This is a genomic window from Kothea flammea (assembly GCF_052161645.1).
GTDB lineage: Bacteria > Planctomycetota > Planctomycetia > Pirellulales > Pirellulaceae > Laterigemmans.
This window is the reverse complement of sequence record NZ_CP197414.1, coordinates 925563-941075: the sequence shown is the minus strand read 5'-3', so window position 1 is coordinate 941075 and position 15513 is coordinate 925563. Positions and strand designations below refer to the sequence as shown.

Annotated in this window: 15 protein-coding genes; 4 read left to right on the top strand and 11 right to left on the bottom strand. The window is 57.4% G+C overall.

Translation table 11 applies throughout. From position 1 onward, the window contains the following. Positions 1 to 2 precede the first annotated feature (2 nt). Positions 3 to 656 carry a molybdenum cofactor guanylyltransferase gene (gene mobA / locus SH139x_RS03255; protein WP_488353852.1) on the top strand — a complete coding sequence of 218 codons (654 nt, stop codon included), beginning with the start codon at positions 3 to 5 and terminating at the stop codon, positions 654 to 656. Beyond that, positions 653 to 1873, top strand: a complete 1221-nt coding sequence (locus SH139x_RS03250) for a molybdopterin molybdotransferase MoeA (protein WP_488353851.1) — start codon at positions 653 to 655, stop codon at positions 1871 to 1873. Before mobA ends, SH139x_RS03250 begins: the two co-directional genes overlap by 4 nt. Before the next feature lie 42 nt (positions 1874 to 1915). Here the strand turns inward: SH139x_RS03250 and SH139x_RS03245 are convergent, their stop codons facing one another. The 8 genes from SH139x_RS03245 to SH139x_RS03210 form a co-directional block, all read right to left on the bottom strand. Next, positions 1916 to 3559, bottom strand: coding sequence for a beta-cystathionase (locus tag SH139x_RS03245; protein ID WP_488353850.1), 1644 nt, complete (start codon positions 3557 to 3559; stop codon positions 1916 to 1918). 20 nt (positions 3560 to 3579) lie between these two features. Next, positions 3580 to 3906, bottom strand: a complete 327-nt coding sequence (gene fliE, locus SH139x_RS03240) for a flagellar hook-basal body complex protein FliE (RefSeq protein WP_488353849.1) — start codon at positions 3904 to 3906, stop codon at positions 3580 to 3582. Between the two features lie 62 nt (positions 3907 to 3968). Then, positions 3969 to 4388, bottom strand: coding sequence for a flagellar basal body rod protein FlgC (flgC, locus tag SH139x_RS03235; protein WP_488353848.1), 420 nt, complete (start codon positions 4386 to 4388; stop codon positions 3969 to 3971). 50 nt (positions 4389 to 4438) lie between these two features. After that, positions 4439 to 4882, bottom strand: coding sequence for a flagellar basal body rod protein FlgB (locus SH139x_RS03230; protein WP_488353847.1), 444 nt, complete (start codon positions 4880 to 4882; stop codon positions 4439 to 4441). 58 nt (positions 4883 to 4940) lie between these two features. After that, positions 4941 to 5411, bottom strand: a complete 471-nt coding sequence (locus tag SH139x_RS03225; RefSeq protein ID WP_488353846.1) for a hypothetical protein — start codon at positions 5409 to 5411, stop codon at positions 4941 to 4943. Between the two features lie 99 nt (positions 5412 to 5510). Continuing rightward, entirely contained in the window at positions 5511 to 6077 is a 567-nt protein-coding gene (locus tag SH139x_RS03220) for a hypothetical protein (RefSeq protein ID WP_488353845.1), read from the bottom strand. An 11-nt stretch (positions 6078 to 6088) separates the two neighbouring features. Continuing rightward, positions 6089 to 8668, bottom strand: a complete 2580-nt coding sequence (locus SH139x_RS03215) for a tetratricopeptide repeat protein (RefSeq protein WP_488353844.1) — start codon at positions 8666 to 8668, stop codon at positions 6089 to 6091. 208 nt (positions 8669 to 8876) lie between these two features. Further along, positions 8877 to 10745, bottom strand: a complete 1869-nt coding sequence (locus tag SH139x_RS03210; RefSeq protein WP_488353843.1) for a TIGR03960 family B12-binding radical SAM protein — start codon at positions 10743 to 10745, stop codon at positions 8877 to 8879. Between the two features lie 126 nt (positions 10746 to 10871). Here SH139x_RS03210 and nirD point away from each other — a divergent pair, with 126 nt between their 5' ends. Then, positions 10872 to 11183 carry a nitrite reductase small subunit NirD gene (gene nirD, locus SH139x_RS03205; protein ID WP_488353842.1) on the top strand — a complete coding sequence of 104 codons (312 nt, stop codon included), beginning with the start codon at positions 10872 to 10874 and terminating at the stop codon, positions 11181 to 11183. 10 nt (positions 11184 to 11193) lie between these two features. On the opposite strand, the gene SH139x_RS03200 is transcribed toward nirD, so the two are convergent. The 3 genes from SH139x_RS03200 to SH139x_RS03190 are packed head-to-tail and all read right to left on the bottom strand — an operon-like array spanning position 11194 to position 14026. After that, positions 11194 to 11877 (bottom strand): metal-dependent hydrolase, encoded by a 684-nt coding sequence (locus SH139x_RS03200; RefSeq protein WP_488353841.1) that lies wholly within the window; start codon positions 11875 to 11877, stop codon positions 11194 to 11196. Next, positions 11874 to 12608, bottom strand: coding sequence for a tetratricopeptide repeat protein (locus SH139x_RS03195; RefSeq protein WP_488353840.1), 735 nt, complete (start codon positions 12606 to 12608; stop codon positions 11874 to 11876). The genes SH139x_RS03200 and SH139x_RS03195 overlap by 4 nt, the downstream gene beginning before the upstream one ends. Continuing rightward, positions 12608 to 14026, bottom strand: coding sequence for a glucose-6-phosphate isomerase (locus SH139x_RS03190; RefSeq protein WP_488353839.1), 1419 nt, complete (start codon positions 14024 to 14026; stop codon positions 12608 to 12610). The genes SH139x_RS03195 and SH139x_RS03190 overlap by 1 nt, the downstream gene beginning before the upstream one ends. Positions 14027 to 14267: 241 nt before the next feature. Here SH139x_RS03190 and SH139x_RS03185 point away from each other — a divergent pair, with 241 nt between their 5' ends. Further along, positions 14268 to 15473, top strand: a complete 1206-nt coding sequence (locus tag SH139x_RS03185) for a 2,3-bisphosphoglycerate-independent phosphoglycerate mutase (protein WP_488353838.1) — start codon at positions 14268 to 14270, stop codon at positions 15471 to 15473. Positions 15474 to 15513 lie beyond the last annotated feature (40 nt).

The window sequence follows — 15513 nt, the reverse complement described above, 5'->3', positions numbered from 1 at the left end:
GCATGACAGCTCCACCGCCCAAACATCATACGTCCTCGCGGCTCGCCGGCCGGCACCTAATGGGGGTCGTCCTCTGCGGTGGTCGCTCGTCACGCATGGGACGCGATAAGGCCTTGCTGCCTCATCCACGCGGAGGTGACTTTCTCAGCCACGCGGCCCAGCGTGCTTGGCAACTTTGCCGCCACTTGATTTTGGCTGGCCGCCCTGCCCCGCCACCCAATTTGGAAATCCCCGCAGATCGCACACTGGCTATGATTGCCGACCCCCAGCAATACCGCGGACCGCTGAGCGGCTTGCTGGCCGCGCTCGGCAGTGCCGCTCAACTGACAACGCCCCTGCCGAAAACAGCTCTGCTAGTTACGCCGCTCGACATGCCCCTGCTAACCAGCGATCATTTGCGACTGCTCGTCGATTGTTACGATCAAGCTGCCAACCACGAAACCGTCGTCACGGCCAGCTTTGATGGTCGCCGTTCGGAGCCGCTGGTGGCCATCTATCCCCTGTCGGCGACCGAGTCGCTGCGTCGCTGGCAGCAGGGATCGAGCCACAGCCTCAGCCGCTGGCTGGAGCAACATCCGCACCTCGTTTGCCAATTGCCACCAGCCGCCGCAGCCAACGTTAATACGCCTCAAGATGCAGAGTCCCTCCAGCCATGAACCAACCAGCTGCCGAATCGATCACGCCCTTTACCACCGTCGCACAACTTGCCGCACAACTGCGAACGGTTGAAAGCGAAGTCATTCCGCTCGAACAAGCAATTGGCAGGGTCTCCGCCGGTGATGTGCTGGCCGATCGTGACAGCCCAGCCGCCGACGTCTCGGCCATGGATGGCTATGCGATCCGACAAAGCGACGCGATCGCCGACCGCGTCCTCCAGGTGGTCGGCGAAGCGGTACCCGGCTCGCCCCCGCCACCAGCGCCGGCTGCCGGCGAAACAATCCGCATCTTTACCGGCGCGATCGTTCCGCGCGGTTGCGACTTGGTGATCAAACGCGAAGATGTCCAAGAACCGACCAGCAGCAGCCCGAACCGCAGCACTGCCGAAATCAAGTTGAGTGACCAGGGCCTGAACCCGGGAGCCAACATTCGCCTGCGTGGCGAAAACGCGGCCGCCAACAGCGTGGTGCTCGCCAGCGGCCAACGATTCAGTGCGGTTCAGATCGGCGTGGCGGCAAACTTTGGTGCCCAGCAATTAACAGTCAGCAAGCCGGTTCGCGTGACGATCGTGGTCACCGGCGACGAAGTCTTAGGAGTGGAGCAGGCGGTCCAACCTTGGCAACTCCGCGACTCCAACGGTCCCACCCTCAGCGGGCTGCTGCAATCGCCATGGCTGACTGTCCGCCGGCAACGAGCCGCTGACAACCTGGACGCTTTAACCGCTCAGCTTGCCCAACTCTGGCAAGAAAACGACGCCATTCTGTTGACGGGCGGCGTCTCAATGGGCGACTACGACTTCGTCCCACAAGCGGCTGAGGCGGCCGGCGCGACCCGGCTCTTTCATCGCTTGCCGATTCGTCCCGGCAAACCGATTTACGGTGCGGTCGGGCCGCAAGGTCAATTGCTGCTGGGGCTGCCGGGCAATCCGGTCTCGGCGAGCGTCGGGGGTGTGCGGTTCGCTCGACCGCTGCTCGGCAAAATGGCAGGCGTCAAACATTGGCAAACGCCAAGACTGCGAGCCCAGATCGTCAACCCCGACGATCGCACACTGCACTTAACCTGGTTTCGCCCGGTGCGCATCGTGGCGGGTGGAAACCTGGAACTGCTCCGCTCGCAGGGCTCGGGCGATTTGGTGGCGTTGGCAGACAGCGATGGCTTTGTGGAAATTCCCGCCGGTCAAGCAGGTCCCGGACCTTGGGATTTTTGGAGCTGGTGATCGTAGCCTCCGCAGTCTCATCCCACTAAAACCTCATCCCAGTTAAGCCGCATCTCGATCGAGCCAGTTCCTCAGCACGTTGGCTGCCGCTTCGGGGTTGGTACCGACCAGTTCACAAAGGTCATCCTTGAGGTGCCCTCCGGTGATCTGTAATTTTAGCCCACTATCTTCCTCGGCTTCCTCTTCGGGTTCGACCGGTTTGGGAATTTCCAACCCAAAGCCTTCTTGAAAATCGGGACGCGGAGCACCAGCCGATTTACCCACCCCGCGGGCCACCAACAAAGCAATCAGAGCCAACCCCAACATGGCCAACGTTTGCCACGACTCGGCCAACCAAGTGATCGCGGTATCCACGGTCGAGGTTGGCTCCACGGTGGGCGTGGGCATATCTTGATAATCCCAGACAACGATCATGGGGAATTTGTCTTCACCGGCGGGCACCGGCTTCAGGAAAGGATCCAACGCATCTTGAATTTGCTGCTCGGTCTGAGCGCTAAGCTGAGTACGTTTGTCAGCCGGCAACGGTGGAATTGTCGCGTCAGCGGCCACTTCATTCGTCGCCAAATACTCTTTCCGCCAAAGCATCTCATAATAGCTCTCCGGTACACCGATGGAGAACTTCACGCGAGTCGGCTGCAAGGAAGCTTGGCGGCTCGACTCATACTCCTCTCCGGTAACTTTGCTCAACGTCTCACTCTTCTGCGTCGACTTGACGGTCTGAGCAAGACTTGGATCGACCGCCTGCGGGCGATTGCCGACTCCTTGAAACTGGTTGGTGGCAACGCCGGGCGTTCCCCCCGGAATCGGCCGGTTGCTTTCGTGCGTCAGTTGGGCGTTGCTCTCTTGCAGCGGAACCCCTTGCGGATCATATTTCAAGTTGAACTTTTCCACGTCCATGGTGGGATCGAGTTCCACTGAGGCTGCGATGCTAAACCGACCCAGCGGAGCCAACAATTTGCGAGCCTGCGTCCCATACCACTGTTCCCATTTGATCCGCTCGCGAAACAGTGGATTATCTTCTTCCATCGCATCCACGCCGCGTCCATTCACGTCGATGACTTCGATAGCATCAAGGCTCAACCCGGCGTAGGAACCTTTCACGGCCTTTTTGATCGACATAATAATCGTGGCCGGCAATGGGTCCGGACCGACCGGCGTAACCACCACGCTGGCCGTCTGCGTCGTTCCGCGTCCGAAACCGCCCTTCATTTCATCATGCTCCACAAAGGCATGCAGCACTTCGGGAAACATGGCAATTTTGTTGCCGGTGTCAATCTCTTTGGCGTGGCTGCTCTTCTCTTTACGTAAATCAAAAGATTCAAACGGATTGCTGGAGCTGTGCACCTGCTGCAGCTTTGTGTCACCTTTGATCGGCGCAACCCCTTCGGCCGCCGCGTAATATTCATCGCGGGACGCGGTTGGCACATAGATATAATTATTGCGGAGATCCCAACCATTCAGACGTGCGGTGCTGAATGCTGTTAATAATTTACTGATCTCGTCGTCCGAAAGCGTTGCCCCGGGAAAGATCCGTTCCATCTGCGGATCACTCATGCTGCTGGTCGCCAACATCCAAAACCCCAGAGCAATCACCACCAACAGCGCACCGCTGATCACGCGCGTTGGCATTGGCATTTGCAAGAATGCCTCGCGCAAGCCAACTAGTGTTTGTTTCAATGCGTCCATGCGTCACTCCCGGGGCCGATCTAGACCTGAATCTGTTGGACTTCTCGGTAAGCTTCAATCAGCTTGTTACGCACCTGCAACATGGTGCGAAACGCCATGTCTGCCTTCTGCACGGCCGTTAACACTTCCGCTGAGTTTACATCTCCACCCGTTAACAACTCGTGCACCATTGAATCGGCACGATGCTGCATCTTGTTAACTTCGGACCCCTTCTCCACCAACAAGTCCAACATCGATGGCGCCTGTTCGGCACCCCGCCCATACACCTCTTGCTGGCGTTCCATAAAACGCTGGCGAGGTGATTCGAGCGGGCGAATCATCGGTGTGAGTTGAACAGGTCGAGTCATTTATTGGCCGTTTTGGCGCTAGCCAAGGTTCTCTGTAGTCGTTTCGGCGCTAGCCACGGTTCCTAGGCAATAATACTCAACGTCTCACGCCCCAGTGCTTTACTAATCTCCATCACACCCACGTTCGCCTCGTAGGCCCGGGTCGCTTCCAAGGCATCAACCATTTGCGTGGTTAAATCAATATTGGGATAAGCCACGTAACCTTTCCATTCGCCGTCCTGCGCGGCCAATGGATGATCGGGTTGGTAGCGATACAAGGGATCTCGATCATCAATCACGACCTCTTCAACACGCACCCCCGAGGCACCAGTCGAGGTCTTGATCGTGTCATCGGTGCGGAACACTGTGGAACGGGCTCGATACGGCTCCGCCTTGCCTTCCTCGTTGACCAACGATGACATGTTGGCGATATTCCCAGAAATGGTGTCCAACCGCACTCGCTGGGCTACCAATGCGGAAGTGCTAATATCAATGGCTCGCATTATTTCGCTCCGTAAATCAAATGAAGTTGGAAAGAACAGTCTAGACCAGATCAGACACGTTCACTAATCGCTGCGTTCAACGTATTGAATTGACTCCGCATCAATGAAATTGCCATTCTGTGAAAAGCTTGGTTTTTTGACAATTCGGTTACTTGGCGTTCCATATTCAGATCACTGCCGTCGTGATAGACCAGTGTTTCCATCGCGTGCTTTGTGCCCGCGTAGGGGTCGAGCGTGGCGGGATCATTGACTCCTACTTGACCGGGAGCGTAGCCCAACATTTGCCGCGGCGTTGCCGCCCCCCCTTGCTCTTGTCGTTCGATCGCCTCGGCCAAAGAGCTGCGAAAATCATCGACCGAGAGGTCACGTCCGCGGTAACCGGGCGTATTGATGTTGGCAACGTTTCCAGCCAATACTTCGTGACGTCGCTCGCTGAACTTGGCAACCTGCTCCAAGGCTGGCAACGTCGTGTCACTGAACATCGATTCGATCATGACATTATATATTTGTTAGGAATGGCCAATCTCATACATGCTTAGGCGGCGAGTGTTCTTAGGCGGCGAGGCGTCGGCGGGTCTGGCGCCGCATTACGGCCGTAACCGCCACGCCCCCCTGCGGACAATCTTGCCAGATCAATTCCGCGCCGGCTGCGGCGGCCACCATCGGAAACCGCTGTTGGCGAAACTGCAAAGCGGGACCGTCGTCGGCCACTTCAACCTCAAACGTTTCCCCCAACGAGCAGACGGTGATTAAGATCTCGTTGGCCTGGTGGGCACATTCCACGGCGCTCATTAGCATGCCCCGCACCAAAGACATCAGCAGTTGCGGACGCAACGGACAGTCGACGTCCGCGGGCACGTCGATTTCCAACCGCAGCGACTGGCAGGCGGGCACCCCAGCGGCGGCCTGCAGAATTGCCTCAGTGACGTACTGGCTGTCAGGTGACTTGGCAGCAGTCAAGGCACCCGCAGCACTTGCTGGGTCGGCTGGGGAAAACTGTTTTTTTTTCTGATTTTGACTCATGGTCCCGAGCTCCGCGAACCGATACTGGTTTATGGGAGTTCGCGTTTACATCGAGATGCCGCTCGGGGGCAAGACCAAGTTCAGCTCAGGCGGGCAAAATCACTGGCTGGTGAAATCGAGCGAACCACCCCGTCCGCGACTGCCCGCAGGGGTTCCGCTGGCTGCCCGATCATACGCGTTGGCAGCCTGCATGGCTCCGTTCGTGGTGGTCAACTGCTCGAAAATCTCGTCCCGCCGTTGCGACATCGTCAGCTCGCAACGGGCATCAATTTCCAGCGTGGCAGCTTGAAGCCGTGCCGATTCGGCAATCCAGTCGCGACACTGCTGACGGGCTGCTTCGTCAGGCCACTGGCGATTTTCGACTGGACACTGGGCGTAGGGGGCCAATTCCTGCTGCAGCGCTTTGAGCTGGTCGATGCGTTGCTGCTTGTGGTTCAAACAGGTGACCAACTTTTCCACCAAGCCCTCTTTGATGGCCGCTTCCTGTTGCAGCGACAGTTTGAGAATTTCAACAAACAGCTCGTGCCGTTGCTGAATTAACTTGGCCATCGCGGCAGTTTGCCAGGCGTCCATTTCGCTCAGCGGCAACGCGGTGCCAGTGGCCAACGGTTCAACCACGGGGCGTCGATTTTCCGTGGGGTGTAGACCCTCCGTGGGGCGATCCATTGCGGTTTCTCCTAAGTTTGTTGCAGCCAGCCCAACAACGACTCCCAATTGGCGCGGTCATAACGAGTCGTGCGGGTGAAAGAGGGGTCTTGATCGGTCGGGATGCGTTTGAGCACATCTCCGGCAAGCTGATACAGCCGTTTGGCGGCCTCTCGGTCTCCCAGCTTGTCGTAACAGAGCGATTGCTGCAACATCGCTTCCAAGGCTAATGGTTCGTTCATGAACTCTTGGGTCACTTTCTGATAAGCGTCCGCCGCTTCGGCCAGCTTGCCCATCTCAAAGTAACTATCAGCCACTCCCATAAAGCAATTTCTCAGCATCGACTGTTCCGCCACCGACAGTTTCATTTTCGCCTCGCGCAACCCGGCCAGTTCGGCTTTAAGCGCCGCAAAGCCGAGGTTTGCCGTGTTGAGATGGGCGATTCGCATTTGATTCATGCGGCGACGCGTGGTCTCAATCGTTTCCGGATCGGCCGCTTGGCGTCCCGGCCAATAGGCGGCCAACCGTTCGCATTCGGCAATTAAATATTGAGCACGTCGGGCGCGGATCTGATTCTCGTAGCGCTGGTCTCGGTGAACAGCTTCGCTCAAGCGATTAATGGCTTTTAGAATCACTTCTTGATTTGCGTTGAAGGCTTCGATCGTAGCCGTGTCTGGCTTGCCATTGGGATTAATTCCAGCGGGATTGACAATCGCCGACAATCTGAGGTTTTCGCGGAGCGATTGCCGGTACAACGACTCACCGGAAACGAACAACGAATCGCGAAAGATCCGGCTGTCAGGCGAGAGATCACTGTTGTGCAGATTTTCATCCAGCAACCGCTGCGGCTCCTCGATCTTTCCCAGTTCCAGTTGCGCGATCGCCTTCAGCAAGCGTGCTTCGTAGCGCAACGAATCGCGAGGAAACTCTTCGATACACACGGTCAGGGGTTCGAGGGCCTCGTCCATCCGCCCCAACGCCAACAGCGCGCGTCCGTGGGCAATTAAACCGCGGGGCAGAATCGTGCGACGCTCATATCGCAAATAGTCTTTGAGTAATTCCAGCGAACGATCGAAAGCGCGGGCCTGCTCGTAACTTTGAATCGCATCCCAAATCAAATCAATGTATTCAGGTTCCGTAAACCGCAGTTGGGCAACCTCCGTGAATGTATCTCCCGCTTTCAGGAACTTAGACCGCATCTGTTGCACCAATGCTGTTTGACTTTCCGGCTGGGTCGCTTGTTGAGCTTCTCGCGCCAGGAATTGCCCCCAACGACGCTGGCTTTCCGCCTGCATGGCCAACGCGGTTGCTGGATCCACAACCGGTGGCAGCGTTTGCGCGAGCTCAATCGACTCGGCAAATGCTCCCTGCTCCCGCAAGGCTTCGGCCGTCGCCTCCAACCGCGTGCGAAACTCCAACAAACTTAACCACTTGGGATCGAACGTGCGGGGGTCGGCGATGTCGCGAACAATCACCTTGGCGGCCAACATCGCGTCCCCGTACTGCTTCATCTCAGTTAACAAGGAGACCTCTTCAATGCCGGCGGCAATCGCTTCGGCGGGCTGTTTGTTGTTTTGGCGGAGGCTGGCGAAACGACTCAGCGCTTCAGCATTTTTTCCCGCCAACCGATAAGCGGTGGCCGCCAAATAAACCGCCGCCGCTCCGTTAGTGTCATCGCTGCGATAGACGACTTGATTCAAAACATCAATCGCTTCGTCTAGTAATTCCCGGGCAACCAACGGTATCTCCGCGTCCGGTTCGGCGGTCAATTTATCGCGTGCAACAATCTCTTGGGCTTGCGCGATGAAGAGTTGAGCCAACCTCAGATCGACTTCATCTTGCCAACCAGGATCACTGATTGCCTCCAACAACTTACGCCCCTGCGTCCACTCGCCGAGCGCGGTGTGAACGCGAGCTTGCAGCAAATGGGCCGCGTCGCGGGCACCGCTGGCGAGCTGAGGATAGCGTAGAAAACGTTGAATACTCTGTTCGGCACCGCTGAGGTTGTTTCCCCCCGCGCGAAGCTGGACTTCGGCCAGCGGCAACAACAACTCCCGATCCAAAGTCGGATTTTCCTTCATGGCCGCTTGCAACGGCTCGATCGCCTCGGCGTAACGGCCCAACAACCGCAATCCCAGCCCCAGTATGCGTTGCCCCTCGGCAGTCCGACCGGGTGGAAAATTGGTCTCCGACAGCCATTCCAAATGAGACACCGCATCGGCAACCCCCAGCCGCATCGTGGTGGGATTCTCGATCGCCATCGACTTGCGGACTCCGGCTGCCCCCAAGAGAAACTCGCGAATTCGGTACTCCTCCGGCTGCTCCTCCAAGTCTGGTTCGACCTGCTGGGCCAGCCGCTCCGACACATCGAACCGCCCCGCCACGTATTCATCGAGGGCAATTCGCAGGGTATCCCCGGCATCCGGCACTCGGCTGCGGTACCAGACCGAAAAGAAGGTCCCGAAGGTGCCCGCCGCGGCCACGCCCGCCAACACCATCATCACAAACCCCACCTTGGCCGCACGACTCCGCTCGCGCACCGCCGCATCACGCTCCTCAGCCTCTTGCCGGAGTGTTTGCTCTACCAAGCCATCGACGTCGCCTTGTTTCATCGGAGCCCACCTCTGCTTGCGCACCAGTCCATCCAAGCTGGGCTACCAAAACCGCGTCGTGGCGGTCAAGTGCCTTGCAGCTCGTCCACTGAAGCTTAGCTCACTATCGAGCGCTCGAACCAAGCTCATTACTGTACACAAAAGCAGTGCGCCCGCGGTGCCTGAGCAGCACTCAGCCGCCCAGCAGGCACGCGTTGGGCAAGCTACTTCAAGAAGTGCCGGCAACCGTCGCCAGCTGGGCGAGCTGAGTTGCCGACCGCCCCTGCTCTTTCTCCAAGTAGGCGCGTCCGAATTTCACGTTCACGTGATCCCAAGGAAGTTTGGCGGACAAAGCGTATGGCTCGTGTACTTGACTCTCCACGTTCAACCCCGCGACCGCAATCGCCTCCCACCAACGCTGTGGGTCGAGAAATTCCCGCCAGCCATCCATTCTGGCTCCGCTTCGCCAAGCCAATTCGATGGCTTGCCCTGTACGACGGTCACCACGGCTGATGACACCCTCGAGCAAACTGGTTTCAATGTCGTGACACTTGACCGACACGCAGCGGAGCCGACGGCGGTCTAGCAGATAGCGATGCGCCCACTGAAAATATTCACGCCGCTGCATCCCGTTCCATTGATAAGGCGTGTGCGCTTTAGGGACAAAATTGGAAACGCTAGCGGTGACTTGGGCGTAACGACCGGTGGACTCCTTACCGACTGCCGCGATCTCTTCGGCCAAATCGATAATCCCGTCTAAATCGATCGCCCGCTCACCCGGCAATCCGCACATGAAGTAGAGCTTCACCGCTTGAAAACCATTTTCAAAAGCGGCGCGGCAACCAGCGATCAAGTCTTCGTTCTTAATCTTTTTGCGAATCTGCTCTCGCATATCATCGCGAGCCACTTCGGGAGCCAACGTTAACGATCGTCGCCGCTGACTGCCAAGCAATTGCGGCAAGGAACGTAATTGATCATTAACTCGCAAACTGGGAACGCTGATGTTCACATCGAGCGGCTGAAAGACCTCGTGCATGCGCCGCACCAGCCGTTCAAAATCGGGATAGTCACTGCTCGACAGCGAAAGAATGCTGATCTCGTTGAAACCGCTGTTCCAATAACTCTCCAACGCCGCCGCCACAATGGTTTCCACATCACGGGTGCGGAGCGGACGTTTGATCACGGTGCTTTGGCAAAATCGGCAGAGGTGCGGACAACCCCGCATGATTTCAATAGCGATCCGATCATGCACACACTCAACGAACGGCACCAGCGGCTCCGTTGGTAGCGGCATGCCATCCAAATCACCGATCGTGCAAGGGGCGATCGTGGTTGGCAAATCATCACGCAACGACTGCAAGGAGACGATCCGATCGGCAGCGTAAACGGGTGCATAAAATCGTGGCACGTAGGCGTACGCCAGTTGCCGCGCCAGCTCTGCCAACACCTCGGCCCGCTCTGCTTGACCCTGTGCTCCCCCAGCAAAGTTCTCAGCAGACTCACCCGCAACGCTCCGCTCCGGGCGCCGATACGCCTCCCGCAACTCCACCCACAGATCGCAAATTTCCGGTAAAGCTGGCTCCCCATCACCGAGCACGAACAGATCAACAAAGTCCGCCATCGGCTCCGGATTTTGAGAACATGGCCCGCCGGCAATGACTAGAGGATCGGCTAACGTGCGTTGCTCGCTGTGCAAGGCCACGCCCCCCAGGTCGAGCATGGTCAACACGTTGGGACTGCTGATTTCGTACTGCAGCGAGAATCCCAACACGTCAAAATCACACAGCGCGGTGAAGGTTTCCAAGCTGTAAAGCGGCACGCCGTGGGCTCGCAACTGGGCCTCCATATCGGGCCAGGGGCAAAAGACTCGCTCGGCCGCCCAATCCTCGCGACGGTTGATCAGCGAATACAGCACCTGCAAGCCGTGATGACTCATCCCGATTGTGTAGGCATCGGGAAACGCCAAACAGACTTTGCCACGCAGCGTCCGATGGTCCTTGACGACCAGATTCCGTTCCCCCCCAATATATTGAGCTGGAGTCTGCACCTTGGCCAAGATCTTTCGTTCCAGGTACTCACGTCGCTGGTGATTGATCATCTGCAATGAACCTGTTGACGGTGTCGTGAAAAAGAATCTGTTCAGCTACAATCAGAAGTCGGCGCCAAGCACGAAAGTCCCGGTTGCTCCCTAAAGTATCCAATTTACTCTGTCACCAAATTCTTCATGAGCGATTTCGAAACTGTTGGCAAAGTCTCTGATTTTGTGGAAGGCCAAGGCCAAGCGTTCCCGGTCGACGGGCGGATGGTGGCGGTTTTTAAGCGTGGCGATGAATTTTTTGCCATTGACGACCTCTGCCCCCACATGGGTGCTTCATTGGCCGAGGGTTACGTCGAGGATAACACGGTTTCTTGCCCTTGGCACGCTTGGCGATTCTGCATCAAAGACGGAACTTGGGAAGATAACCCCCGCGTCAAAGTCGACACCTTCGAAGTCCGCGTTGTGGACGATGAGGTCCAGGTCCGCGGATTGACTTGAGGCCGTTAGCTTAACACTCGAAGCTGGCACCCACGGCCAACACTCGCGGTTCGGCTCGCGTCGCCTCGCGAACTTGCTCGGCCCATTTCTCCGCATCCTGCTCGATCGGTGGCCAAGTGCCATAATGCGTGGGCAGAACGTGGCGAGGATTGATCAATTTGATCGCCTCAATGCTGTCCGCCGGACCCATCGTGAAGAGATCCCCAATCGGCAACACCGCCACATCAATACCTTTGTCGCCGATCCATTCCATGTCGGAAAACAGCGCCGTATCACAAGCGAAGTAAATCCGTTTCTCTTCGCAGGTCAGCAGAAAACCGGCCGCCGTGCCGCCGTAACTTCCATCGGGCAGACTGCTGCTGTGCACGGCAAAGGTCATCGTCACCCGACCGAATGGCAAATCGACACCGCCGCCAATGTTCATCCCCAGCGTGTCCTCGACTCCCTGATGCGCATTGAACCACTGGGCCACCTCGAAGTTGGCAACCACCTTGGCTTGACAACGCTTGGCGATCGCCGCGACGTCGGCGACATGATCAAAGTGACCGTGCGAAACCAAGATATGATCGATCTCGCCAAGCTCACCCGGTGTTTGCTGGGCGGCTGGATTGTCAGTCAAAAAAGGATCTAACAAAATACGATGCGAGCCGGTTTCGATCAGCCAGCTGGCATGGCCAAGCCAAGTTAATTTCATTTCAGTTTCTCCTGCGAAGCTGTCTCGTTCGCTTGCTGTTTGGCGACGATCAAGCGGGCGTGACAAATGCGGGCCACATCAGCCATCACGTTCTGGTCGGGTACATCGGCAGCCGCTTTCAACAGCTTAGCCGCCTCGGCCTGCTGCCCCTCGGCATAGGACAACAATCCTAAATACAAATCGGCGTAGAAGCGGGCATTTCGGCGACCAGCCGAACCGACTGGCAAACGTTCCACCGCCGCTTCCACCGCCGCCCGATCTCCCTTGCCTTGATACAGTGCATATAATTCGCGCATCGGCACGCGACGATCCCCTGGCGCGGGTAACAAAGCTTCCCTCGCCGTCTTCACATCACTTTCGGCCGCCACGCAGAGAAAATGCCAAGTCGCGTTTTCCACGTCGTTAGGATTTACCGTGCGATGCGACTCAAACTGCTTTCGCCCAGCTTCAAACTGACCGGCAAAATACTGGGCAATGCCCCGCTGCCAAAGATAAGGAGTCGCCTCAGGCGAATCGGCCACGACTTGGTCCAGCGACTTGACTGCGGCCTCAATCCGACCAGCTCGCAAGTGGGCCACGCCGACCGCCAAGTCATCACCTTGCTGAGCCGAGGCCACGCCAGCACCACTCAACAAACTGATTCCCAGCCACACCGCAAAAGCCGAAAGGCTTGTTAACGCGGAACCAGTACACACCCGGCCCACTACCATGATTTGCTCGCTCGCTCGCATCAGGATCGTCCTAAATTCTTGTTCATGTTTTTCTTATACTGCTCAACACCCGGCTGGCCGTAAGGATTAATGTTCAGCAGTCTTCCCTCAACCACCGTGGCCAACATCAACATTTGCAACAATTGCCCGATCACGTGCGGGTTAACTTCCGGCAAGACAATATCGGTCGTCGGGCGACCATCTTCATGCAGAGCATCATTCGTACCCTGGATTGCGGCAGCCATGATTTCCGGCAACGCCTTGTCGGCCAGATCATTTAACCCATCTTGATTTTGTTCGCTATGACCGACCACCATTGGATCAGCTCGATAGTTTTCCACAATCAAGTTATTAAACACTTTATCGGGGCGACCTTGCTGATGCTGTTGATGGCGAGAGTGGAGGTCGCGAGTGTTGACGGTCGTCAACGGAGTCGCTCCTTGCAATTCCTTCCCCAACGATTCAGCCAATAATTGATCGTACCACAAGCCCACCGATTCAAGCGCCTTACTCCAAGCGCTCAGCACCCGCATGGTGGTGCCTCGATGATGTTCCAACAAATGATTAACGGCCACGTATTGTAGCACGACGTTCTCCTCCGGGGGTGCCGTGGCAAAGTGCTCATTCATGGCGATCGCACCTTCGAGCAACTGCACGCAATCAATGCCCAACATCGCGGCCGGCAATAGACCGACGGCCGAGAGCACGCTGAATCGCCCCCCCACGCCATCGGGAACCTCGAAGATCTGCTCACAACCAATCGCTTGGGACAACTCAAACAGTTTCCCGCTCGTTCCCGTGACCGGCACCACCAGCTGGCCCAATTGCTGTTCCGCATCCGCTCCCAGCTTGTCTTTGAGGGCGGCCAAAAACTGCCGAAAAGCAACGGCCGTTTCCATCGTCCCGCCACTTTTGCTGATCACGCAAATCGCCCACTGCGATTCGGCCGGATCGTCGCCATAGCCCCCCTCCGCCAGTCGTTCGAGCAACGCGGCCGAAGCGTCGTTGTCGACGTTGTTGCCCTCGAAATACATCCGCGGCTTGCTGCCGCGACCACCCCGCCGCAATTCGTTGTGATAGGGATGGCAAAGCGCATCCATCAGCGCGCGGGCTCCCATGTAAGAACCGCCAATTCCCAGCACGGCGACCGCGTCAGCTTGCTGATGCAACCGGTTAGCGACGGCAAAGATTCGCGCCAGCTCGCTCCCCTCCGGATCGAGCCGATAATTCTTGAGAATTTCACTCGGCAACCAACTGAAGCGGGCGTCGAGCGGCTGCTTGTCGAGCGGAATTTGCCCCGAACTATATTGCTCCGGATCGAGCTCCACCACGTCGTTACGCAATTCATCCAGCTTCGGATACAGCTCGTCCAACCAAGCTGCCGTTACGCCATATTCAGGATGCACCGCGCCACTGGGGTCAAACCGCAGTAATTTCATCGTAAGCTGACTCACTGTTGAGTGGTTGATGGGTAAAGTCATCAAGCGTCCGCGAGATGCTCGATGCAAGCAAGATAACGCGCCAGCCCCCACCTGAACACGCAAGGGACCCTTTTGATGCGGGCCTCAATTTGCTACACCGATAGCTTGTCAGGGGTCTGAACCAGATTCCAGGGCCTAAACCTCGTTTTGATGCTTTGTTACTTTCCGCTCCCCTTCCAAAACTACCGAGTGTGCCACAGTGGATATGCACGATTTGACCCGCGACTTAATGGCCAAAAACGATTCCAAGATCGTCATGCTGGTGGCGGATGGCCTGGGTGGCCTGCCGATGCAGCCCGGTGGAAAAACCGAGCTCGAAGCGGCCAACACGCCCCATCTCGACGCGCTCGCCAAACGAGGTGTGCAGGGGGCCAGCATTCCGGTCAAGCCTGGCATCTCACCCGGTAGCGGCCCCGGACACCTGGGGCTGTTCGGTTACGATCCACTGCAATACATGATCGGCCGCGGAGCTCTCGAAGCGACCGGAATTGGTTTTGAACTTCAAGAAAATGACGTCGCCATCCGTTGCAACTTCTGCACCCTCGATACCGATGGCAAAATCGCCGACCGTAGGGCTGGCCGAATTCCCACCGAGGAAAGCGCCCCGCTCGCTCGCAGCCTCAGAGCCATCTCGATTCCCGGCGTGGAAATCTTTGTCGAACCAGTCAAAGAACATCGCTTCGTGGTCGTGTTTCGTGGCCCGGGGCTCGGTGGCGACGTCGACGATACCGATCCCCAAGCAACCGGCGTGGAACCGCTCGATCCCGTCGCCCGCAATCAAGCCAGCGAAAAAACAGCCGCAGTCGCCAAAGAATTTCTCAAACAAGCGAGGGAAATTCTCAAAGACCAACCCAAAGCCAATTTCCACACCATGCGAGGGTTCGCCGCCAAGCCGGCGTTGCCCTCCTACCAAGAAGTCTACGGCCTCCGCGCCGCCGCAGTCGCTGTCTACCCCATGTACAAAGGCCTAGCCCGCTTGGTCGGCATGGATGTGGTCGGCGAAGCCCAAACGCTGGACGAACAAATCGCCATCGTCAAAGAAAATTGGGACAACTACGACTTCTTCTTCATCCATTTCAAGTACACCGACAGCACTGGCGAGGATGGCAACTTTGCCGAAAAGGTTAGCAAAATTGAAGAACTCGACGCCATCATCCCCCGGCTCGAAGCACTCCATCCCCAAGTCCTGATCGTGACCGGCGATCACAGCACCCCCTGCTTCCTGGCCAGCCACTCCTGGCATCCGGTGCCCACGCTGTTAGCGAGTGATTGCTGTCGCCCCGACCCGCATGACACGTTCAGCGAATCGACCTGCATCACCGGCGGCCTGGGGCACTTTGAAGCCAAGTACCTCATGCTCTTGGCACTTGCCAATGCTGGCCGCATGGATAAGTTCGGCGCCTAAGCGGCAACTAAGGCGTCCGAAATCGAGCAAGGCAACGGCA